Source organism: Amycolatopsis benzoatilytica AK 16/65, from assembly GCF_000383915.1.
In the GTDB taxonomy this organism is placed as follows: domain Bacteria; phylum Actinomycetota; class Actinomycetes; order Mycobacteriales; family Pseudonocardiaceae; genus Amycolatopsis; species Amycolatopsis benzoatilytica.
Window position 1 is genome coordinate 8,274,882 of record NZ_KB912942.1, and the last position, 21,157, is coordinate 8,296,038.

General features: G+C 68.2%; 18 protein-coding genes. 9 read left to right on the plus strand and 9 right to left on the minus strand.

Going from position 1 to position 21,157, the window contains the following annotated elements:
* Window positions 1–289 precede the first annotated feature (289 nt).
* From AMYBE_RS0138810 to AMYBE_RS46815, 3 genes are all read right to left on the minus strand, one after another.
* A complete protein-coding gene (locus tag AMYBE_RS0138810) occupies window positions 290–1,144 on the minus strand; it encodes an alpha/beta hydrolase (protein ID WP_027928476.1) in 855 nt (284 codons plus the stop codon).
* Window positions 1,141–2,367 carry a metal-dependent hydrolase family protein gene (locus tag AMYBE_RS0138815; protein WP_020664798.1) on the minus strand — a complete coding sequence of 409 codons (1,227 nt, stop codon included), beginning with the start codon at window positions 2,365–2,367 and terminating at the stop codon, window positions 1,141–1,143. The genes AMYBE_RS0138810 and AMYBE_RS0138815 overlap by 4 nt, the downstream gene beginning before the upstream one ends.
* Window positions 2,368–2,454: 87 nt before the next feature.
* The gene (locus tag AMYBE_RS46815) at window positions 2,455–2,583 is read right to left on the minus strand and encodes a hypothetical protein (RefSeq protein ID WP_342663925.1); all 129 of its coding nucleotides are present in this window, start codon (window positions 2,581–2,583) and stop codon (window positions 2,455–2,457) included.
* Window positions 2,584–2,631: 48 nt separating this feature from the next.
* On the opposite strand from AMYBE_RS46815, the gene AMYBE_RS0138820 reads away from it, so the two are divergent.
* Entirely contained in the window at window positions 2,632–3,042 is a 411-nt protein-coding gene (locus AMYBE_RS0138820) for a hypothetical protein (RefSeq protein WP_245573443.1), read from the plus strand.
* Window positions 3,043–4,133: 1,091 nt separating this feature from the next.
* Window positions 4,134–8,693: an SdrD B-like domain-containing protein gene (locus tag AMYBE_RS43605; RefSeq protein ID WP_051124848.1), complete on the plus strand. Its 4,560-nt coding sequence runs from the start codon at window positions 4,134–4,136 to the stop codon at window positions 8,691–8,693.
* Between the two features lie 42 nt (window positions 8,694–8,735).
* Here AMYBE_RS43605 and AMYBE_RS0138830 read toward each other — a convergent pair whose 3' ends face one another.
* The gene (locus AMYBE_RS0138830) at window positions 8,736–9,725 is read right to left on the minus strand and encodes a Dyp-type peroxidase (RefSeq protein ID WP_245573335.1); all 990 of its coding nucleotides are present in this window, start codon (window positions 9,723–9,725) and stop codon (window positions 8,736–8,738) included.
* A gap of 119 nt (window positions 9,726–9,844) precedes the next feature.
* On the opposite strand from AMYBE_RS0138830, the gene AMYBE_RS0138835 reads away from it, so the two are divergent.
* From AMYBE_RS0138835 to AMYBE_RS46525, 3 genes are read left to right on the plus strand one after another with little or no spacing between them, the layout of a single operon-like run.
* Window positions 9,845–11,128, plus strand: a complete 1,284-nt coding sequence (locus AMYBE_RS0138835) for a right-handed parallel beta-helix repeat-containing protein (RefSeq protein WP_027928477.1) — start codon at window positions 9,845–9,847, stop codon at window positions 11,126–11,128.
* Window positions 11,125–11,811 (plus strand): hypothetical protein, encoded by a 687-nt coding sequence (locus tag AMYBE_RS0138840; RefSeq protein ID WP_020664802.1) that lies wholly within the window; start codon window positions 11,125–11,127, stop codon window positions 11,809–11,811. The genes AMYBE_RS0138835 and AMYBE_RS0138840 overlap by 4 nt, the downstream gene beginning before the upstream one ends.
* 21 nt (window positions 11,812–11,832) lie before the next feature.
* On the plus strand, window positions 11,833–12,300 hold the full coding sequence (locus AMYBE_RS46525) for a hypothetical protein (RefSeq protein WP_020664803.1): 468 nt from the start codon (window positions 11,833–11,835) through the stop codon (window positions 12,298–12,300).
* Window positions 12,301–12,426: 126 nt separating this feature from the next.
* On the opposite strand, the gene AMYBE_RS0138850 is transcribed toward AMYBE_RS46525, so the two are convergent.
* Window positions 12,427–13,275: an SDR family oxidoreductase gene (locus AMYBE_RS0138850; protein ID WP_027928478.1), complete on the minus strand. Its 849-nt coding sequence runs from the start codon at window positions 13,273–13,275 to the stop codon at window positions 12,427–12,429.
* Between the two features lie 130 nt (window positions 13,276–13,405).
* Here AMYBE_RS0138850 and AMYBE_RS0138855 point away from each other — a divergent pair, with 130 nt between their 5' ends.
* Window positions 13,406–14,395, plus strand: coding sequence for an AraC family transcriptional regulator (locus AMYBE_RS0138855; RefSeq protein ID WP_154676418.1), 990 nt, complete (start codon window positions 13,406–13,408; stop codon window positions 14,393–14,395).
* Window positions 14,396–14,432: 37 nt separating this feature from the next.
* On the opposite strand, the gene AMYBE_RS43090 is transcribed toward AMYBE_RS0138855, so the two are convergent.
* The gene (locus AMYBE_RS43090) at window positions 14,433–14,903 is read right to left on the minus strand and encodes a hypothetical protein (protein WP_020664806.1); all 471 of its coding nucleotides are present in this window, start codon (window positions 14,901–14,903) and stop codon (window positions 14,433–14,435) included.
* A gap of 199 nt (window positions 14,904–15,102) precedes the next feature.
* On the opposite strand from AMYBE_RS43090, the gene AMYBE_RS0138865 reads away from it, so the two are divergent.
* From AMYBE_RS0138865 to AMYBE_RS0138875, 3 genes are all read left to right on the plus strand, one after another.
* The gene (locus AMYBE_RS0138865; RefSeq protein ID WP_020664807.1) at window positions 15,103–15,663 is read left to right on the plus strand and encodes a dihydrofolate reductase family protein; all 561 of its coding nucleotides are present in this window, start codon (window positions 15,103–15,105) and stop codon (window positions 15,661–15,663) included.
* Between the two features lie 8 nt (window positions 15,664–15,671).
* Window positions 15,672–16,649 carry an RNA polymerase subunit sigma-70 gene (locus AMYBE_RS0138870; protein WP_020664808.1) on the plus strand — a complete coding sequence of 326 codons (978 nt, stop codon included), beginning with the start codon at window positions 15,672–15,674 and terminating at the stop codon, window positions 16,647–16,649.
* A 224-nt stretch (window positions 16,650–16,873) separates the two neighbouring features.
* Window positions 16,874–17,779, plus strand: a complete 906-nt coding sequence (locus AMYBE_RS0138875; protein ID WP_425386973.1) for a Vgb family protein — start codon at window positions 16,874–16,876, stop codon at window positions 17,777–17,779.
* 16 nt (window positions 17,780–17,795) lie between these two features.
* On the opposite strand, the gene AMYBE_RS0138880 is transcribed toward AMYBE_RS0138875, so the two are convergent.
* The 3 genes from AMYBE_RS0138880 to AMYBE_RS0138890 are packed head-to-tail and all read right to left on the minus strand — an operon-like array spanning window position 17,796 to window position 21,132.
* On the minus strand, window positions 17,796–18,203 hold the full coding sequence (locus AMYBE_RS0138880; protein ID WP_020664810.1) for a VOC family protein: 408 nt from the start codon (window positions 18,201–18,203) through the stop codon (window positions 17,796–17,798).
* 44 nt (window positions 18,204–18,247) lie between these two features.
* Entirely contained in the window at window positions 18,248–19,951 is a 1,704-nt protein-coding gene (locus AMYBE_RS0138885; protein WP_020664811.1) for a GMC oxidoreductase, read from the minus strand.
* A 17-nt stretch (window positions 19,952–19,968) separates the two neighbouring features.
* Complete coding sequence (locus AMYBE_RS0138890; protein ID WP_020664812.1) at window positions 19,969–21,132, minus strand: NAD(P)/FAD-dependent oxidoreductase; 1,164 nt, start codon at window positions 21,130–21,132, stop codon at window positions 19,969–19,971.
* Window positions 21,133–21,157: the final 25 nt, after the last annotated feature.

Below are 21,157 nucleotides of genomic sequence, written 5' to 3' on the forward strand. Positions count from 1 at the left end.
GGTACCAGCCCCCGCGCCGAACGTCTGTTAGTAGGCACTCAAGCCGGTTCCCAGGGGCATGGAGTGCCCCGTGCGGTGTGCAGAAGGCGATCGTTGTCCTCGCCAGGACCTGTGTACAGCGGCTCGTAGGGGTCGGCGCATTCGACTGCCGTCGCCGATTCGGCCCGCCGGTCACGACTCTCGGGGCTCGCAGCGAGCCGCACCGTTTCCCCGCCGGTACCGTCTCGTCGCCGAACGACCAGTTCGCACCGGCCCGTGCGGCGATTCCACAGACCTGCGGCGTTCGCGCTTACCGGGCACGGCAGGTCCTGAGATAGCTGAGGAACGAAGCCTGCAAGCCGGTCACGTGCGTTTCGCGCAGGACCGCGCTGGTGACGGCTTCGCCGCGGGAGATGAGGCGGTGCAGGACGGCGGCCGTGTTTTTCGTGAGGTTTTGGTAGATGGGCAGGTCTCCGAGCAGCTCTCGCTCGTTGAGGGTCACATGCAGTTTGGCGGCATGCCGGCTGTCGCCCAGTTTTTGGAGCTGGGCGAAGATCTGGCTGTCTTCACCGGCGACGCCGGGGCTGCCCGCTCCGATGCTCTCGAAGAGCGTGCAGCCGGTGAGCCAGGTGTAGAGACTGAAGAGTCCGCCGTAGGAGTAGCCGAAGAGGCCGTGACCGCTGGTGGCTGTGCCGTAGTCGCGTTCGATCCGCGGGTGCAGTTCCGCGGTAAGGAAGCTCAGGAACGCGTCGGCATGGGTGTCGCGTAATTCGGCGAGGTAGGCGTCGGATTCTTCGCGGGTCCTCGCGCCCGTTCGAAACCCCAGCTCCACAGCATCGACGAGCTCCTTGGCGATGGGCTCGCCGGGCGGCACGAGGTCCCTGTTGCGCAGCCGATCCCAGTGCTGTGCTTCCTCGCCCGCATAGCCGACGCTGACTTGCAGGTAGGGCTCGATCTTCTGCATCGGGTCCCGCTGGGTGACGATGAGCGGAGCCGTCATGCCCAACGCCCAGTTGCCGTCGAGCACATACACGGCAGGCACTTGCGTCGTGGCGGGGTCGTAGCCCGGTGGCGTGGTGACCCAGACGCCGTAGTCGTGTCCGCCGCTGGAACGCATCTCGAAGTAGTCGGTGTCGGCCAGGCAGCCCTGCCACATAGTGCTCATCGGAGGTCCTTCACAATTCGGCCGGCCTGGATAACGAGGACGGCGTTGGCGGGGTCGGCGAACAGTTCCGGGTCTTCGAGCGGGTTGCCGTTCCAGAGCACGAGGTCTGCCTGCGCGCCGGGTGCGATGACACCGACTTGGCCGGACAGGCCGAGGATCTCGGCGTTGGTCTTGGTGGCCGCGACGAGAGCTTCCATCGGTGTTTCGAGCTTCGCGCGCAGGCTGAGCTCCTCGCCTCGGCGGTCCTGAGCCGGACCGATGAGATCGGAACCCAGCCCGATCCGCACTCCGGCTTCCTTGGCGACAGCGACTGCCTCGGTCATCCGCTCACGAACACCCATCACGCGATCGCGGGTCGATTCGCCGAGGCCGGCTCCAGCGGTGTCACGCAGCAGTTGTTCGACGACAGCGAACGTGGGCACCAGGGCAACCCCGCGAGTGGCCATCAGGGTGGCCGTGGACGCATCGAGGTCGGTGCCGTGCTCGACGCAACGCACCCCGGCCTCGACCGCGTTCCGGATGCCTTCGTTGTTGTGGGCGTGAACAGTCACGTAAGTGCCCCGCGCTGCGGCTTCCTGAACAGCGACGGCGATCTCTTCCACGGTGAACTGGGTGTCGGTCAGCAGGTCATGGGCGCCAACCACTCCGCCGGTCACACAGAGCTTCAGGAAGGAGGCTCCGCGACGGAAAGCCTCTCGCACGTTGGCGCGCAGCTCGTTCGCGTTGCCCGACATCATGGACAGTGCGCACAGCCCCGGAATGTGATGGCTGCTCCACAGCTCGGTGGGTTCCCAGTCGGCCCCGTAGTAGCCGTGTCCGCCTATCTGACATTGGACAGGTCCGCACGACAGAACGCGCGGTCCCCTGACCTTGCCCTTCGCGATCGTGGTGACGACACCGCCGTCGATCCCGCCGGTGTCTCGAACGGTTGTGAAGCCGGCATCGAGCGTCGCGCCGGCCGTGGCGAAAATGTCCGCGGCGATCTCAGCGGCACTGATCTGAAACGAGAACTGCGGCTGGATCAGGCTCGACAAGCCCAGGTGGACATGCGCGTCGATCAGGCCGGGCGTCATCGTCAGGCCGACGGCGTCGAGGCGATCGCCGCGTGCGCTCGAGGCGCCGACCTGGGTGATGTGCCCGTCCTCGATGCTGACATCGACGTCGACCGGGTCGCGGCCCGATCCGTCGGCGACCGTCGCGCCGACCACTTGCCACGGTTTCACGAGTCGTTCCCTCCACTGGCGCCGACTGCGACCATGGGTGGGCAAGCCAGCTTCTTTTCCAATGGATAAACTGTGGGAGTGATCTTGTCAAGCGCGGAACGCCACGGCGACGCACGCGAACGTCTCCTGGCTCGGCTCCTCGACGCCTTCGGCGAGGCCCTTCCCGCGCCGGAGGTGTCGCTTCGTGAGATAGCCGCCCGGGCCGGGACCAGCCATGCCCTCCTGAGATACCACTTCGGATCGCTCCCGGGCGTCTTGGCGGCCATGCTCAAGGCGCAGCGATCACGTGACAACGAGGCGCTTTTCAAGGTTGCCCGGCAGGGCACCTTCGACGACCTAGTCGCGGCGATCTGGCGGACCTACACCCGCCCGGAGCAACTGTCGCGTGTCCGTGGCTTCTTTCACGTGGTAGGACTGGCCGCGTACCGCCCAGAGGACTTCCGTGAGTTCATCGACTCGCTCGACGACCTGACCAAGATGCTGGCCTCGCTCGCGGAACGCGAAGGGCTCGACGGCGAGGAAGCGCTGACTTTGGCCACCGTCACCGTTGCCGCGATTCGTGGCCTGCTCCTCCATGAAGTGCTGAATCCAGCAGCCCTCTCGGAGGACGCGGTCGCCTTGATCCTGCGCATGAGCAAGGCCCAATCCGTTCCGCGGACCCGTCCGGGGCCTTGAACAGGAAGCCGCCTTTCGCCACCAGGTGAGCCTTATCGACGCCTGCCCCTGAACAGCGTCGGCACCGGCTGCACCTTCTGCCCCGGGGCCGCACAGGGGTGTCGGACAGGGGTGTCGCACAGGGTGCGGTGGCGGTCCGTGAGCATCGTCGGCCGCCCGTCGAGCAATCGATCCCGACGTCGCCCAGCCAGGTTCAGCCGCTTGCTGGCCATCCAGCGGACCGCTTGCCGCGGCGGGGCGCAGGCGCACCGCGACTCCGGGCCCCCTGCGTGGAACGTCGGCCCTCGCCGAGCAGGCTGTCGGCTGAGACCAGCCGCTGGTAGAGCGTGTTGACAGCTTTGATAGTTCGGTGCAAACCGGATTGGCAGGCGAGGCGACGCTCTGGGAAATCCACTGTGCAGGCGACCGAACATCACTGCTTCGGCAGGTTATGCAAACCGTGGTTCCCGTTCATTGGAACACGATGCCGCTGCGTCGGGCGGTGGCTTAAGAGCGATGCCGTCATCGAACAGGCGTCACCTGCTCGGGTGGAACCGCGTAATCTTCCCGTCGAAGAAGTGAGAGTTTCCGGCCGTGCGCCCATCTCGGGGGATGGGCGCGCCATCCGGTCGGGTATCCAGGTGCCATTCACTGACAATTCCGGACTCCAGTCCAGTCTGCTGTGGACGGTCCGGTGCCGGCGCGCGCAAGCCGGATAGTGCAGGTCGGTGTTCGGGAAATTCCCGTGGTCGAGCCGCGCCCGGCTGGACCCCGTACGTTGCAAGAAGCGCAACCTCGACCGGGAATCCGGGCGAGCGAAGTCGGAAAAACTTCAACCATCTCAACCGGGCCGCCAGGGCTGCGGATCACGTTGTATGCCACCCAGTAAGGGGTTTTACCGGCCTCGTGTCGGGTGTCTGGGAAAAGGCGGAAAACGGTTCAGTTACCTGAACGGTTTCCCCCGCGCGGGGGTAAATTTCCACTCGTTCGGCGGACATCATAGGGTCATTTGCTGTCCACTGTGGTCATTATCAGCCTCCTTGGTGCGGCAGAACCGGGCTTCTCCCTGCCCGAGTCACGCACGCATTTTTTCGCCTTCAGGAGGCACGAAGTTGAGAAGGCCATTCGGGATCGCGCTGGCCGCGGTCCTTCTCGCTGGGGGGACGGTTTACGTCGCGTCGCCGCCAACGGCTGCCGCGGACCCCTCGGACGGCACGCTGAAGGTGCACGTCATCCGCGACGTCAACGGCAACGGCTCCTATGAAGCCGCGCTCGAAGTCGGCGTCCAGGGAATCGGGGTCACCGTCACCGCACCGGACGGGAAGACCGCCACCGGGACCACCGGCGCCGACGGCGCGGTCACCGTGGCCACGACCGGGCTCACTGGCGGGAAGTACCGGGTGGAGACCAAGATCCCGGATTCGATGCCGTACCTGAAGCCTGCGCCCGCGGGCAACGGGCTGTCCTCGATGACCTCGTTCGCCGACGTTTCCGGCGGCAAGGCGGTCGAGCTGACGGTCGGTGTCTGGAACCCTTCCGACTACTGCCAGGCGAACCCGACCCTGGTCACCGGGTGCCAGCGCGGCGCGCGGAAGCACGACGGCAGCAGCAATGCCGCGCCCGCGTCTCGCTCACTGGTCACCTTCCCGTTCACCCAGCGCGGCACGGCCGACCCCAAGCAGGCGGCGAAGCAGGGCGACACGGGCACCGTCTTCGGCATCGCGTACCGGAAAGAAGACAAGCGGATCTTCTCCGGCGCGTACGCGAAGCGGCTCGCCGCCTACGGTCCCGGCGGTGCGGGCGCGATCTACGCGACCAAGCCGGACGGTACGACCACGCTCTTCGCCACCGTGCCGAACGCCGGTACCACGCAGCACGCGATGAACGCCAACTTCGACGGGCAGTTCTTCGGCGTGCCGGGCAAGCAGGCGCTCGGCGACATCGACATCAGCGAGGACGGCAGCACGCTCTACGCCGTCAACCTGAACGACAAGAAGCTCTACGCGTTCGACGCCACCGGCGCCACCGCGGGCGCGCCCAAGGGTTCCTACGCGATCCCGGCGACTGCCTGTCCCGACGCGGCGGACTGGCGTCCCGGTGCGCTCGGCGTCCGGGACGGCAAGGTCTACGTCGGCGGTGTCTGCTCGGCGGAATCGTCGAAGAAGCGCGCTGACCTCAGGGCCGTCGTGATGACGTTCGACGGCTCCGCGTTCAGCGCCCCGGTGCTGACCCAGCCGCTGGACTTCCCGCGCGGCGCGGCTTCGGTGCACCGCAAGGGCAGCGACGTCTGGTACCCGTGGAGCGACAACTGGGCGGACTCCGGCCAGGGCGACCTCAAGCACAGCACCTATCCGTCGCCGCTGATGACCGACGTCGGCGTCGAGAAGAACGGCGACCTAGTGCTGGACTTCCGTGACCGGTTCGGCGATCAGGGCGGCGCGGACATCCCCGCGCCGGACGGTTCCGCCGGCACGTACGAGACCTACACCGGCGGCGACCTCAACCGTGCCTGCCGCCAGGCGGACGGCTCGTTCGCCTGGGAAGGCACGAAGGGCTGCGCGAACAACCACAAGGGAGACAACGCGGGCGGTGAACCGGCGAACGTCGTCGAGTACTACCCGGGTGACTTCTGGGCGCAGAGCGACGGCACCGGCGTCCACCAGGAAACCTCGCAGGGTGCGATGGCGATCCTCTACGGCGAGACCCGGATGCCGGCGATCGTGATGGACCCGATCAACGTCCGCTCCGGCGGCGTCGGCTGGTTCGACCGCACCGACGGTTCGATGCAGAACGCCCAGCACAGCAACTCCTACCGGGTCAACGTCACCGACGACGACAAGATGGGCGACGGCTGGGGCAAGGCGAACGGCCTCGCCGACCTGGAGGCGCTCTGCGACCTCGCGCCGATCCAGATCGGCAACCGGATCTGGTTCGACGCCAACCGCGACGGCATCCAGGACGGCAACGAGTTGCCGGTGCCGGGCGTGAAGGCGGAAGCGATTCCGTGTTCCGGCGGCGCCGCGGTGGCGACGAAGACCACCGACGCGAAGGGCGAGTACTACTTCGGCACGTCGGATGGGCTCAAGCCGGAGACGTGTTACCACGTCAAGTTCGACTACTCCGGCGCGGACACGAGCCAACTCCCGGGCGCGCCACCACCGGCGAGCTTGGCGTGGACCGCGAAGGAAGCCGGTGTCGACCGGTGCATCGACTCCAACGTGGACCCGGCGACCGGGCAGGCGACGGTGACCACCGGCAAGCCCGGTTCGGTCGACCACTGCGTGGACGGCGGACTAACTGCCAAACAGGAGAACAACAAGCTCGGCGACTTCGTGTGGATCGACAAGAACGCCAACGGAGTGCAGGATCCGGACGAGCCCGGCGTGCAGAGCGTCAAGGTCACGGTGAAGGACGGGGCGGGCGCCGAAAAGGGCGCCACCACGACCGGACCGGACGGCAAGTACCTGTTCGACAATCTGCCGGACGGCACCTACCAGGTGTGCTTCGACCTGGCGAACCTGCCGGACTCGGTGAAGGGCTACCGGGCGACCAAACCGAACGTCGGCGACCCCGCGCTCGACTCGGACGCCGACCCGGCGACCGGCTGCACGAAGACCACGACGCTCGGCCCGGACAAGCGCCAGGACCTCACCCTGGACGCGGGCCTGGTCGCCCCGGCGAACAAGCTCGGCGACTACGTCTGGATCGACAAGAACAAGGACGGTCTGCAAAGCGACGGCGAGCCGGGCGTGCAGGGCGTGACGGCCGTGCTCAAGGACGGCGCGGGCAAGGAACTCGGCAAGACGACGACGGACGCCAATGGCAAGTACCTGTTCGACAATCTGCCGGACGGCACCTACCAGGTGTGCTTCGACGTCGCGAACCTGCCGGACGCGGTCAAGGGCTACCGCCTGACCAAGGCCAACGCGGGCGATGACGCGAAGGACTCCGACGCCGACCCGGCCACCGGGTGCACGCCGACCACCACGCTCGGCCCGGACAAGCGCGAAGATCTCACGCTCGACGCGGGTCTGGTCGCACCGTCGGCAGGCGAGTTCAAGCTCGGCGACTTCGTGTGGATCGACAAGAACAAGGACGGTCTGCAGAGCGACGGCGAGCCGGGCGTCCCGGACGTCACGGTCGTGCTGAAAGGCGGCGACGGCAAGGAACTGGCGAACACCAAGACCGGTCCGGACGGCAAGTACCTGTTCGACAAGCTGGCCGCGGGCACCTACACGGTGTGCTTCGACCTGGCGAACCTGCCGGACGCGGTCAAGGGCTACACCTTGACCAAGGTCAACGCCGGCGATTCCACAAAGGACTCCGACGCCGATCCGACGACCGGATGCGCGAAGCCGGTCAAGCTGGGGCCGGACAACCTGACGATCGACGCGGGCCTGGTGCAGCCGGAACAGCCGGTGTTCAAGCTCGGCGACTTCGTCTGGATCGACCAGAACCGCAACGGCCTGCAGGACAGTGGCGAGCCAGGCGTCAACGGCGTCACCGTGACGCTGAAGAGCCAGGACGGCGAGAAGAAGACCACCACCGACGCGGACGGCAAGTACCTCTTCGCCGGGCTGCCGGCCGGCAGCTACACGGTGTGCTTCGACGTGGCGAACCTGCCGGACGCGGTCAAGGGCTACACCTTGACCAAGGTCAACGCCGGCGATTCCGCAAAGGACTCCGACGCGGACCCGGCCACCGGGTGCGCGAAACCGGTGACACTGGGTCCGGACAACCTGACCCTCGACGCGGGTCTGGTCGCGCCGGTCCAGCCGGAGCTGAACCAGCTCGGCGACTTCGTGTGGATCGACAAGAACGGCAACGGGATCCAGGACCCGGGCGAGCCCGGCGTCAAGGGCTTCCCGGTGATGCTGAAGGACGGCAACGGCAAGGAGGTCGCCAAGACCACCACCGATGCCAACGGCAAATACGGGTTCTACAAGCTGCCGGACGGCACCTATCAGGTCTGCTTCGACCTCAGGAACATGCCTGCCGCGGTGAAGGGCTACGTCCCGACCGCGACCGGCAAGGGCGACGCGGGCAAGGACTCCGACGCCGACCCGGTGACCGGATGCGCGAAGCCGACCACTGTCGGTCCGAACAAGCGGGTGGACCTGACGATCGACCTGGGCCTGGTCGAGCCGGCCAACCAGGTGGGCGACTTCGTGTGGCTGGACAAGAACGGCAACGGCATCCAGGATCCGGGCGAGCCCGGCGTTCGGGACGTCACCGTCGTGCTGAAGGACGGCAGCGGCAAGCAGCTGTCGAAGACCACCACCGGCCAGGACGGGAAGTACCTGTTCCCGGGTCTGCCGGACGGCAAGTACCAGGTGTGCTTCGACATTTCGAGCCTGCCCGACAGCGCGAAGAAGCCCGGCTTCACGGTGGCGAACCAGGGGCAGCAGGGGAAGAACTCCGCTGCGGACCAGGCGAGCGGGTGCACCCGGGTGGTCTCGCTCGGACCGGACCGGCGGGAGGACCTGACGCTTGACGCGGGTCTGCGCGCCGGACCGGCCCCGGTCGGCCCGCCGGGGCCGAAGGGCAAGGACGGTCCGCTGGCCTCGACGGGATTCGACATCCTGCTCCCGTCCGGGATCGGTGCCTTGCTTCTGGCCGCCGGTGTCGCCTTCCTGCTGGCGGCGCGCAGCCGTCGGCGCAAGGAGTCCTAAGCAGCTGAAAGGCGGGGGTGCCGGTTTCGGCACCCCCGCCGTTTAGCTGCCCAAGGGTTTTTCGGCGGAGAACCCGGGGAGGATATGGAAAGCCGCGGACGCGGTGGTGGTGGCGTAGCGCAGGAGCGCGTCTCCGTCGGCCATTCGGTAGGCGGTGTTGACAAACGTGCGTAGTTCGCGTTGGAACGAAATGAACAACAGCCCGCGGTCGTCGTCGCCGTTGTCGTAGTTGTAGGAACGGCGCAGCATAGTCGGCACTCCCGCCGACATCGGATGTGCCAGACGTACGTGGGCGTCCGCGGGGATGAGATACTGGCCGTCCGGACGTTTCGCGCCGAGATCGACGTCTGCGCCGCCGGAAAGTGGAGTCCCATCGGACTTGCGGCGCCCGAAAACCCGTTCCTGTTCGGTGACCGGGCGGGCGAGGAAGTCCGCGACTTTCAACCGCATTCGCCGGAGCACGGCGATGGTGCCGCCGTCGTCGAGCCAGACTTCTTTCGCCGGCTCGGCCGGCTGGACGATGCCGTCCGGGAAACCGAGGATGTTGCGGGCCGGGCTGCCTGGTCCCAGGAAGGCGGTTTGCCGCCACCGCACCGTTCCTCCGACAGCCTTGCCGAGCAGGCCGGTCGCGAGGGACACCGTTACCGGGTCGCTTGCGCAGACCTGCAGCAGCAGATCGCCGCCGCGGTCGTTCGGCGCGACCTGATCGCCGAGGAACTCCGGCAGCGCGGCGACGGCCGGAGAAAGCTTGGGGCCCAAGCCGATCGTCGCGGTCAGGTCGTCGACGGGCAGTCCGCTCAGTGCCGGATTCGCGTGCAGCGCGCCGACTTCGCGGCCGAGTGCGGCGAGGTCCGGCTCGGCGACGTTCCACACCGATACCGTGCAGTGTCGCTGAGCGGGAGTTTCCACTCCGGCCTGATGTACCCCGTACGGGCTGGTCGCCGAAGGGATCGCCGGTGCCGCCGAGCAGCCCGCGGCGAGGGCCGCGGTACCCGCTCCGAGCAGCAGGTTTCGCCGCGATATCGCATTCACCGTCGTATTCTGCACACTGCGCGGCCGGGTTCCGGAACCGGGATCGGAAACCCCCTCTTCGGGTGACGCTGGTGGCCGGGATGACGGGATTGTCGTAGGCACCGCTTAAAGTTCCGCTCGTGCGTGGAAAACTCAGTCTGGTGCTGCTGATCGCCGGTCTCGTCGCGGCCGGATGCGCCGGAAGCTCGGTACGGCCCGATTCTGGAATCATCCGGGTGCCGCAGAACGCGAAGACCATCACCGAGGCGGTCGAAGCTGCGCGCGACGGCGACCTGGTGCTAGTGGATCCTGGCGTCTACAAGGAAACCGTCCAGATCAAGACTCCGAACGTGACGCTGCGCGGTACGAAGCGGGACGGGGTGGTGATCGACGGGGAGGTCCGGCGCGCGAACGGGATCGTGGTGACCGCGTCCGGCGTCAGCGTGGAGAACCTGACGGTCCGCAACCACACGCTCAACGGCGTGCTCGTCACCGGGCTCAGCGATCAGAACGGCGGGCTCGCCCGCGGCAGCGACGGCTATCACAAGCTTGACCCGTCGGCGTTCCCGCCGCTGCAAGGCTTCCGGGTTTCGCACGTGACGGCGTCGAACAACGCGCTCTACGGCATCTACGCGTTCGACAGCCAGCACGGGGTGGTCGAGGACAGCTACGCGTCCGGCAGCGCCGATTCCGGCATCTACATCGGACAGTGCAAGCCGTGCGACATCGCCGTTCAGCGGAACGTAGCCGAACGCAACGCGGTCGGCTACGAAGGGACCAACGCGTCCGGGAAGATGTACGTGCTCGGCAATCGGTTCTCCGGCAACCGGGTCGGCCTGACCTCCAATTCGGACTACCAGGAGGCGTTCGTGCCGCAGGAGAACGCCACGATCGCCGGGAACCTGGTGACCGGCAACGCCGAGCCGGCCTCGCCCGCGCAGGCCGACGGCGCGTACGGGATCGGCATCGGGCTGGCCGGCGGGCGCGGGAACCTGCTGACGCGCAACCGGATCACCGGAAACTCGACGACCGGGCTGGCGATCGGCTCCAGCGAGGACCTGGCACCGCAAGGCAATCGGATCGAGGGAAACGTGATCACCGGCAACGGCGTCGACTTCGCGTACACCGCGTCCGCGCGCGCTCCTGGCGTCGGCAACTGCTTCAAGGACAATCAGCTCGGCACGAAACAGCCGGACGGGCTGGGCGAGTGCGCGGCCGGGCCGGGCGTGCCGATAGCCAGGACCGCTGCTCCGCCCGGTGTGCCGTTCACCGAAGTCGCCGCGCCGCCCGTGCAGCCCGAACTGCCGGAGGCGGCCACCGTGCCCGCCCGCCCGGCCCGCGGCCTGCCCGGATTCGTGGATCTCGCCACTGTCTCGGTGCCGCCGGAGAATCTATTCGCCGACCGCGCGGCGGTACGGTCGTGAAGCGTGCCTGGCTATTGGTCGTGCTGGTCCTGGCCGGGTGCGGCGCGCCGGAACCGCGCGCACTGTCCACTTCGGAGGCCGAGCGGCTCGCGTTGGTCCGGTTCACCAATTACACCGGCAAGAACGCCCGGTTCACCGGCAGCATCCCCAGCTCCGGCGGCGCGCTCCGGCTGACCGGGCGGGTCGATTTCGTCGGCCACGTCGGCTACGCGGCGATGCGCACCGACGGCCGCAACGACGTCACCAGCGCCGGCCTGCTGCAGTGGAACCTGTCCGGCCTGGCATTCCTGTCCAACCCGGCGACCGCTCCGGTCGACCCGCCGCCCACCGGGGACTGGCAAGTCCGCCCGTTCGCCAAGACCGGCTCCGAACTCGACGGCGCACTGCGACTGCTCGTCAACCTCGCGGCCGACCGTCCCGACAATGCCCTGCTGCTGCAACAGAGTTCGGCACGCTGGCTCCGTACAGACATCATCGACGGTGCCACGGTGGACGTCTTCGAGGGCCCGCAGCAGGCCGGTCGCACTCCGTCGGCGGACGGCGCTCGAGTGCGGTACTGGGTCGATGCGGACGGCAAGCTGAAACGCCTGGAGGCACGGCTGGGGGACGAGCAGCAGTTCGCGACGTTCGACTTTCTTGGAACCGGGCAGGCGATCACGGTGATTCCGCCGCTGGCGCAGTGACGCGCGTGAGATGGTGAGTGCATGACTTCGGGCACCCGGCTCCTCAGTTACCTGCGCGAACTTCCGATGCGCGCCGCTTGGACGGTAGACGCTGAGATGTCGGGCGCTGCGTCGCGGTGGCAGCTTGCCGGGAAGGGCTGGCAGGCGACCGTTGTCGTCGATCCCGCCCGCTGGATCGGACTGGAGTTCGTGGCGCAGGATTCGCTGGACCGGCGAGTCGCCTACGACATCGACACTGACCTTTACGACTTGTCGCACGAGAAGCACCGCTGGTTCGCGGACGAGATCGAACGTGACATCGTCGAGTTCCTGGACAACCTGTGGCGGGGGCTTGTCCTGCGCCGGGAGGACGGGCCGAAGCTCATGCTGGTCTTCCCCCTTGGCGGCGCGTATGTCCGCGTCGTGCAGGCCCGGTTCCTGACCAGCGCCTCCACCTATGCGGACCTGGCCACCGCGCAGGACGGTGGATGCTACCTGCCGGTGGACTGAATCAACCGAGCTAAGAGTCCACTGTGGACAGTACGTCCCCGAACTGCTCTCCGGCGGAGCACCAGCCTGCACGGGCACGTCGATGCGGCCACGGTCCGGTACGCGTTCGTAGACAGGGCCGGCTGATCAGCGCCACCGGGCTGCCGCGGCACGGGCGTAGTCGGCGAAGGAGACCGGCGGCCGGCCGGTGATCCGCTGGACGTCATCGGTCACGTCGGCGGCCCGGTCGTTGCGGATGCCTTCGTACATGGTGGCGTAGAACTCCGCGACATGACCGGGAGTACCCCCGCCGAGCATGGTTTCGCGGAACTCGGCCGGGTCCGTCGCCTGGTACCGCACCGGCTTTCCCGCGGCGGCGCCCACGATCGCGGCCATGTCCGAAAAGGATAGTGAATCGGGTCCGGTCAGGGAGTATGTCTTGTGCTGATGGCCGTCCTGGGTCAGGGCGACGGCGGCGACCGCGGCGATGTCCTCAACGGAGATCGGCGCGACCCGGCCATCGCCCGCGGGAACCGCGACGACGCCGGTGCGGATGCCCTGCAGGATCGCGGGATGTTCGGAGAAGTTTTCGGCGAAGATGTTGGGACGCAGAATTGTCGCGGGCACCGGTCCGGTTTCGAGGAATCGCTCCGCCCACTGCATCGGGAAGTCCTCGCCGGACAGATGCGCCGTCGCGTTGGACAGGTGGACCACCCGGCGAACCCCGGCGGTCTTGGCGTCGTCCAGCAGTGCCGCGACCTCTGCCGTCGGGTCGGGGCTTATCGACAGCCACTGGTAGATCGCGTCCACGCCTTCCAGCGCGGGCGGGTAGGTCGCCGGGTCGCTCCAGTCGAAGTGGACCGGCGTCACCGGTCCCTCCGGGCTCCCCGGGGTGCGGCTCGCCGCCCGAATCTGGTGTCCCTGCTTGGCCAGCAAGGACACCACACGGCGTCCGGTGCGGCCGGTCCCGCCGAGAACAAGAACTGTGGTCGGCACGCGTTCCTCGCAAGGTAGGGTCGAATCGGCAACGACCTCACCGTATGAATGGGTTATCGACGCACGCCATGACAGCTCTCGACAGATTCATATCCGATCGGCGCCATGTCGGAGCGAATCGGGTGTGGCGGTGACGGCGAAAGCGGTCGGTCGTGAGCGCGATCAGGTGGCCGACGTCGTGGGCCAGGTCGTCGCCGCCCTCCGGCGCGGCGGCGTTGTCTACGGCAGGGCGCTGCTGCGCGCTCCTTGGGGCATCGCGTTCGAGTCGCGATCGATCGCCACGATCTACGTCGTGATCGCCGGTTCCTACGTGCTCGTCCCTGACGGCGGACAGGCTCTGCATCTCGCCCAGGGAGATGTCGCGTTGCTGCCGTCCGGCGCTGGGCACGTCGTCGCCGACACCCCAGGCCGACCGGCCCCGACCGTGCGAGAGCTGTTCGGTGCCGACCTGGAGGAACTGTCGGCCACCGACCTCGTCATCGAGGGCGACGGTCCCGAGACTGTCCTGGTCTGCGGTGCGTACCTGCTCGAACCGGCACCGCAGCACCCGTTCATCGCCTCCTTGCCTGACGTCGTGCACGTCACGGCGGACCAGATGTGCGGCACCAGCCTCGCCGCCGCCGTCCAGTTGCTCACCACCGAGGTCGACCACTCCGGCCGCGGTACGCCCGCAGTGGTGGCCTCGCTGCTCGACCTGCTCTTCACCTACACCCTGAGATCCTGGTTTCTCGGCGAGCCAGACCAGCTGGTCGGGTGGGCCCACGCGCTCCACGACCCTGCTGTCGGCCCCGCGCTCGCGCTCTTGCACGACGACCCCGGCAAACCCTGGACCGTGGAGGCACTCGCGCGCGCCGTCGGCGTCCCGCGTGCCCGGTTCAGCCGCCGATTCACGTCGACGACCGGGCACACCCCCATGGAGTACCTCGGCATCTGGCGGATGACCGTGGCCGCGCAACTGCTGCGCGAGGGCCAAGCCCCGCTGCGTCAGATCGCCCGGAAGGTCGGCTACGACTCGGAATTCGCGTTCGCACGCGCTTTCAAACGGGTCGTCGGTCACGCACCTGGTCGTTATCGCGCGATGCACCATCGCAACGAAGGCACCGCTGATACGCGGCCATGACACGTGGTTGCCTGGCGGTCGGGTGCCACCGCTGGGGTCAACGGCCAGACGGCCGCACGGTGGCGGAGACGGCGGCGGCGATCGCGGTGAGGAACGCGAAGATCGCGGCCAGCCCGATCGGAACTCCGTTGCTCTTGTGAAAACCGAGTACGAAGTCCAGGTGGTGGCCGAAGCTGGTGCCCGGCGGCATCGGCACGGCCACGATCCCGACCAGGCAGACCAGGCACAGCCCGAACAGCGTCCATGCCGCCCACCGGTGCCGGGCGAGCAGGAAACCGGCAGGCACGACGAGGACGAGCGCGGAGACCAGACCGGACACGACGTTCAGCCACACCGCACCCGACCACCGGTCGAACGTGCCGCCGATCAGCACGTTCGCGAAGACGAACCAGACCAGTGCGATCGCGGTGCAGCCGGCAAGGGCGGCCGCGGCCGCGCCGGTCGGCAGGTGTGCCCGGCGGCGGACCGGCGCGGCGGGCAGCGGTGGGTATCCCTGCGGCATGGACATCCGGGGCTCCTGACGAAGACGGTAAGCGCGAGCCTCGCATCTCGCGTCGACAAGATCACCCGGTTGGCCGGTTCCGGCCGCGGAATTCCGTGTGCCCGGGTCCGGGTACTCCGAACCGCGACCGCGAGTTCTCCGGGGAGCGACCCCTTTGGCGACCCGGCGAGGTCTGTACGGGGTCGGTCTGCGAAGGAGAGAGACAATGCGAAAGATCATCGTATCCACCCTGATGACGCTGGACGGCGTGGTCGAGGACCCGGGCGGGTTCGGCGAATCGCCGTACGGCGGGTGGGCCCCGGCCTATTTCGGCGACGAGGCGGCGGCACGGTCACTGGCCCATTTGTCCACTTGTGACTACTTGCTGTGCGGGCGGCGCACCTACGAGTTGTTCGCGAAAGCGTGGCCGAACGCGTCCGGACCGTACGCGGACCGGCTGAACAGCATCCCGAAGCTCGTCGCGTCGACCACGCTCACCGGCGACCTGGACTGGAACGCGACTGTTCTCGAAGGGGACGCGGTGGGCGCGCTGGCTGAACTCAAACGGCAGCGCGGCGGCGACCTTATGCTGTACGGCAGCGCGACCTTGTCGGCTTCGCTGCTGCGGCACGGCCTGGTCGACGAGCTGAGCGTGCTCGTCTTCCCGATCGTGGTGGGTGCAGGGAAGCGGCTGTTCGCCGACGGTGCGCCGCGGGTCGAGCTGAAACTGGTTGAACGGGATGAACTGGACGGCGGCGTCGCGGGCCTCCGCTACCGCCCGGTATGAGGAGCCGGATGGCGAGAACGGGCGAGCGGGACGAGTTCGTCGCGCGGACCGAAGGGCTGCGCCGGCAGCTCTTCGCGCACTGCTACCGGATGACCGGCTCTCTCGACGACGCCGAGGACATCGTGCAGGAAACGTATCTGCGCGCGTGGCGGGCGTTCGCGGAGTTCGAGAGCCGGTCGTCCGTGCGGACCTGGCTGTTCCGGATCGCGACGAACGTGTGCCTGACCTTCCTGCAGCACCGGTCCCGGCGGGTGCTGCCCGCCGGGCTCGGTGCGCCGGGGGACGACGTCGCGGCACCGCTGGTTTTCGCCGACGCGAACGTGTCCTGGATCCAGCCGGTCCCGGATGCGCTGACCGACCCGGCGGCGATCGTCGCGCGCCGCGACAGCACGCGGTTGGCATTGATCGCGAGCTTGCAGTACCTGTCGGCGCGGCAGCGGGTGGTGCTGTTGCTGCGCGACGTCCTCGGCTGGTCGGCGGCCGAGGTCGCCGAGGCGCTCGAAACGACGACGGACGCGGTGAAGAGCACGTTGAAACGGGCGAGGGCACGGATCGAGGAGTACTCGCCGGTTCCGGACGAAGTACCGGAGATCGCCGAACCGGCGCGGAAGGCGTTGCTGGGACAGTACATCTCCGCGTTCGAGAACGCGGATGCCGAAAAGCTGCGGACGGTGCTGCGGGACGACGCGGTGCTGGAGTTCCCGCCGGCGCGGACCTGGTTCGCGGGAAAGCGTTACTGCGTGCCATTCCTCGCCGGGCAGGTCTTCGGCGAACCAGGCCGGTGGCGGATGCTGCCGACGAGCGCGAACGGCGGACAGCCGGCGGCGGTGTCGTATGTGCGAGACGAGGACGGGGGCTACCGGGCGTACGGTGCCGCGGTGCTGACGGTAGCGGCGGAGGGAATCGCCCGGATCACCGCGTTCGGGGATCCGAGCTTGGTGCGCTGGTTCGGGGCACCGGATCGACTGCCTCGCCCAGCGCGATAACCCGGATCGCTCCGCCGGATTCCGATGTGGACAGTCGGTCCGCGAGGAGGACATGATCCTCGGAAGCGCCTTGTGCGAGCAATATCCGAACGGCGCTGGCGCTCAGGAACAACTGCGCCGGGTGGTAGTGCCTGGCGACTGGCCGGTAGAACTGTCACCGAACACGTCCGAACGATCAGGGCCAGCACTCCGGCCGGCCCTGTCCACGTCGCCGCCGACCACGGATTGGCAGGTTCCGAATGAGCCCCCTCAGCATCGAAGAGTTCCCGGTCCCCGGCGAAGGGCCATACGCGATCGCCCTCGGGCCGGACAACGCCCTCTGGTACACGTTGGTGCGAAGTGGGCACATCGGCCGGCTGGTTCCCGGCGGCGCGCCGGAAAGCTGGCCGCTTGACCCGGACAGCGGCCCGACCGTCATCACGGCAGGCCCGGATGGCGCGTTGTGGTTCACCGAGTACCAGGCACACCGGATCGGGCGGATCACTGCCGACGGAGTGGTCAAGGAGTTCTCTTTGCCCACGCCGGAATCCGGCCCGTACGGGCTGGCCGCCGGTCCGGACGGCGCGCTGTGGTTCACCGAGATCAACGCCGACCGGATCGGCCGGATCACCGTGTCCGGGCAGGTGACGGAGTTTCCCCTGCCGACGTCCGGTGCGTTCCCGTCGGCCATCGTCGCCGGTCCGGACGGTGCGCTGTGGTTCACGATGAACCAGGCCAACGCGATCGGCCGGATCACGACGGATGGAGTGGTCACCGTGCACCCGCTGCCGACCGAGGCGGCCGGACCGGTCGGGATCACCGCCGGCCCGGACGGCGCGTTGTGGTTCGTGGAGATCGCCGCCGGGCAGATCGGCCGGATCACCGTCGGCGGGGAGGTGACCGAGTTCCCGCTGCCCGACCGCGCATCCCGGCCGCACGCCATCGTCGGAGGAGACGGCGCGTTGTGGTTCACCGAATGGGGCGGCAACCGGGTCGGCTCGATCACGCCGGACGGTGTTGTCGAGGCGCACGACCTGCCCACGCCGGGGTCGGAGCCGCACGGTCTGGTGTTCGGCCCCGACCAGGCGCTGTGGACGGCGCTGGAACTCGGCACCCTCGCCCGGATCGACGTGCCGGGAAAGCAGCGATGAGCAGCGCTGTCGCTGGTTAGGCCGCGTGCTCGGGCGGAGTAGCCGGCACCGGGTTCACCCGGCGGCGGAGCAGGCAGAACACGTTCCCTTCCGGGTCGGCGAGTACGTGCCAGGGCTCCTGCCCGGTCTGGCCGATGTCCGCGGGGCGAGCGCCCGCGGCGAGGAGGCGTTCCAGTTCCGCTTCCTGGTCGCGGTCGGTCGGGTTGACGTCCAAGTGCAGCGGCAGCTTCGCGGGCTTCGGGTCGGTGCTGCGGCTGAGGATCAACGTCGGTTGCGGGCCGCCGAAACCGGTGCCAGGCGGGCCGATTTCCAGATCGTCGCCGTCCCAGCCCAGTTCCACGTAGCCGAGGACTTCGCACCAGAAATCGCCCATGCGTTGCGGGTCGGCGCAGTCGAGGACGAGTTCGGTGATCCGGCAGGCCATGGCGCGACGATACGGGTGCCATGGCCTGCCGGGCACTCTGATTTTCAGTGCGACAGCCCGGCGTTGGGCAGCGCGGCGGGAGCGCCCGCCGGTACGGCCGGCCGGTGTGGGGCCACCGCGGCGATGCGTTCGTACCGCGCGCCCAGCGCCGGCCGGGGGTCCGGCTCGCCTCGGTTGGGCCAGAACGACATCGCGCGTTCGGCTTGGGCGGTGATCGTCAGCGAGGGGTTGACACCCAGGTTCGCGGAGATCGCCGAGCCGTCCACGACATGCAGGCCGGGATGTCCGTGCACCCGCTGGTACGGGTCCAGCACGCCCTGGCCGGGATCGTCGGAAATGGCGCAGCCGCCGATGAAATGCGCGGTCATCGGGATGTTGAGGATCTCGCCGGTGGTACCGCCGGCGATGCCGTCGATCTTTTCCGCGACTCGGCGGGCGGCTTCGTTTCCTTCCGGGATCCAGGTCGGGTTCGGTTCGCCGTGCCCGGGTGCCGAGGTCATCGTGTACCGGCCGGTGCGGGTTCGGCGGCCGGAGACCGTGATCGAATTGTCCAGGGTTTGCATGACGAGCAGGATGATGGTGCGTTCGGACCAGCGGCGCGGCGAGAACCAGGTGAAATTTCGCGGGTTTCGGGCGAACGCGGCCAGCCAGGTCAGCCAGCGCGGGACGGACTTGCCGCCGTCGGTGAGCGCGGTTTGCAGCAACGACATCGCGTTGCTGCCCTTGCCGTAGCGACACGGTTCGATGTGCGTGTGGGCGTCCGGGTGAATGGACGAGGTGATCGCCACGCCGCGGGTGAAATCGACGTCTTTGCGTTTCGATTTGGCACCGAGGATGGATTCGGAATTGGTTCGCGTCAACCGGCCCAAGGCGGGGGAGAGCTGCGGCAGTGCTCCGGTCTCCCGGGCGCGGTGAAGGAGTTTCTGCGTGTTGTAGGTGCCAGCGCTGAAGATGACCTCGCGGGCGAGGAAGGTGCGGATGTTCTTCCGGCGGCGGGGCGACTTGCCGGTCTGCACGGTGCGGACCAGGTAGCCCTCCGGCGCCGGGCGAACGTCGAGAACTGTCGTCATCGGCTCGACCTTCGCACCGAGCTTCTCAGCTAGGTACAGGTAATTGCGGTCCAGCGTGTTCTTGGCCCCGACGCGGCAGCCGGTCATGCAGGACCCGCATTCGGTGCAGGTCCGGCGCGCCGGACCGGCACCGCCGAAGAACGGGTCGGGGACGACGGTTCCGGCCGGAGTGCCCTGGTCGCCGAAGAAGACGCCGACCGGGGTGAGCCGGAACGACGAGCCGACGCCGAGGTCGTCGGCGACCTCGCGCAGCACCTCGTCGGCTGCGGTGACGGTAGGGTTCTGCGTCACGCCGAGCATTCGGCGGGCTTGGTCGTAGTGCGGTTTCAGCTCGTACTGCCAGTCGGTGATGTGTGCCCACTGCGAGTCGGCGAAGAACGGCGCCGGGGGTTCGTAGAGAGTGTTGGCGTAGTTGAGGGAACCGCCGCCGACACCGGCACCGCCGAGGATCACGACGTCGCGCAGCAGATGGATGCGCTGGATCCCGTAGCAGCCGAGCCGGGGTGCCCAGAGGAAATTCCGGATGTCCCACGAGGTTTCGGGCAACGTCTCCTCGGTGCGCCGGGGGCCGGCTTCCAGCACGGTGACGCGGTAGCCCTTTTCGGCCAGGCGAAGCGCGCTCACCGAGCCGCCGAAGCCGGAGCCGATCACGAGCACGTCAGCGGGTTCGTGGTTCATCGTTGTCCTCGCAAGGGTCAGCGCACAGCGGCGGCGAACTCGAGCGCGTCCCGCCAGTTGGCGCGACCCGCGATCCGATTGCGGTACTTCATGATCCGGCCCGGCTGGTTCAGCGCGAGCGCGCCGGCCAGCCGGTCGCCCGCGCGATAGAGGGCCAGCCAGGACTGGTCCTCGGGATGGCCGAGCAGGGTGACGTCGCCGGTGACGACGCCGACCATCTGGATCCGGTTGCCGTACCAGTCGGACCAGAAATACGGCACGGTCTCGAACGGGGACGCGGCCGGCCCGACCGCGTTGCGCGCGGCGGCTTCGGCCTGCGCCACGGCGGACGTCCAGTTCTCCAGCCGCATCGTGGCTTCGAACAGCGGGTTGTGCCAGCGGGCGACGTCCCCGGCGGCGTAGATTCCTGGTGCCGCGCAGAGAGTTTCGTCGCACAGCACGCCGTCGTGGACCGGGATTCCGCTGTCGTCGAGCCAGCCGACAGCCGGGCGGGCGCCGATGCCGACAACTACGAGATCGGCGTCCAGAACGCTGCCGTCGGAGAGCGTGACCTTGGGGTCGAGCGCGGTCACAGTGGTGCCGCAGCGGAGATCCACCCCGTTGCGATGATGCAGACTGGCCAGTACGCCCGCCATCTCGGTGCCGACCGCGCGGACCAGCGGAACGTCGGCGGCTTCGACGATGGTGACTTTCGCACCGCGTTCGCGCAGCGCGGACGCGAGTTCCGCGCCGATGAATCCGCCGCCGACGATGACCGCCTGGTCAGTGGCGGGGATCCGGTCGCGGATAGCGCGAGCGTCGTCCAGGGTCCGCAGCGGATGTCCGGCTTCGAGCCCCGGAAGCACGACGGGCGCGCAGCCGGTGGCGAGGATCAGCGAGTCGAACGGCACGCTCGACTGTCCGATGAGGACCTCCCGCTCGGCGAGAGACAAGCCGGACGCCGGTTCTCCGAGCCGGAGATCGATGCGCAGCTCGGCGAGCATGCCGGCATCAGTGAGCAGCGGCGGCGCGTAATCCGGATCGGCGAGGAACGCCTTCGACAACGGCGGCCGGTCGTAGGGCAGGTGCGGTTCGGCCCCGATCAACGTGACCGGGCCGTCGTAGCCGGCCCGCCGGGCAGTGCTGGCCGCGCGAAGTCCGGCGAGCGATGCTCCGACGACTACCAGTCCTGCTTCTCGCATGGCTCCGTCCTCGGCGTCGGGGATC

Excerpts from the sequence above, each read along its gene's own strand:
- AMYBE_RS0138810 (WP_027928476.1), bottom strand. The coding sequence starts at position 1,144 with ATGAGCACTATGTGGCAGGGCTGCCTGGCCGACACCGACTACTTCGAG.
- AMYBE_RS46815 (WP_342663925.1), bottom strand. The coding sequence starts at position 2,583 with ATGGCTGGTCCCGGCCCGGGCGGCTATCTCACGAAGCGACACCTCCGG.
- AMYBE_RS0138820 (WP_245573443.1), top strand. The coding sequence starts at position 2,632 with ATGCTCAAGGCGCAGCGATCACGTGACAACGAGGCGCTTTTCAAGGTT.
- AMYBE_RS46525 (WP_020664803.1), top strand. The coding sequence starts at position 11,833 with ATGACTTCGGGCACCCGGCTCCTCAGTTACCTGCGCGAACTTCCGATG.
- AMYBE_RS43090 (WP_020664806.1), bottom strand. The coding sequence starts at position 14,903 with ATGTCCATGCCGCAGGGATACCCACCGCTGCCCGCCGCGCCGGTCCGC.
- AMYBE_RS0138865 (WP_020664807.1), top strand. The coding sequence starts at position 15,103 with ATGCGAAAGATCATCGTATCCACCCTGATGACGCTGGACGGCGTGGTC.
- AMYBE_RS0138870 (WP_020664808.1), top strand. The coding sequence starts at position 15,672 with ATGGCGAGAACGGGCGAGCGGGACGAGTTCGTCGCGCGGACCGAAGGG.
- AMYBE_RS0138880 (WP_020664810.1), bottom strand. The coding sequence starts at position 18,203 with ATGGCCTGCCGGATCACCGAACTCGTCCTCGACTGCGCCGACCCGCAA.
- AMYBE_RS0138885 (WP_020664811.1), bottom strand. The coding sequence starts at position 19,951 with ATGAACCACGAACCCGCTGACGTGCTCGTGATCGGCTCCGGCTTCGGC.
- AMYBE_RS0138890 (WP_020664812.1), bottom strand. The coding sequence starts at position 21,132 with ATGCGAGAAGCAGGACTGGTAGTCGTCGGAGCATCGCTCGCCGGACTT.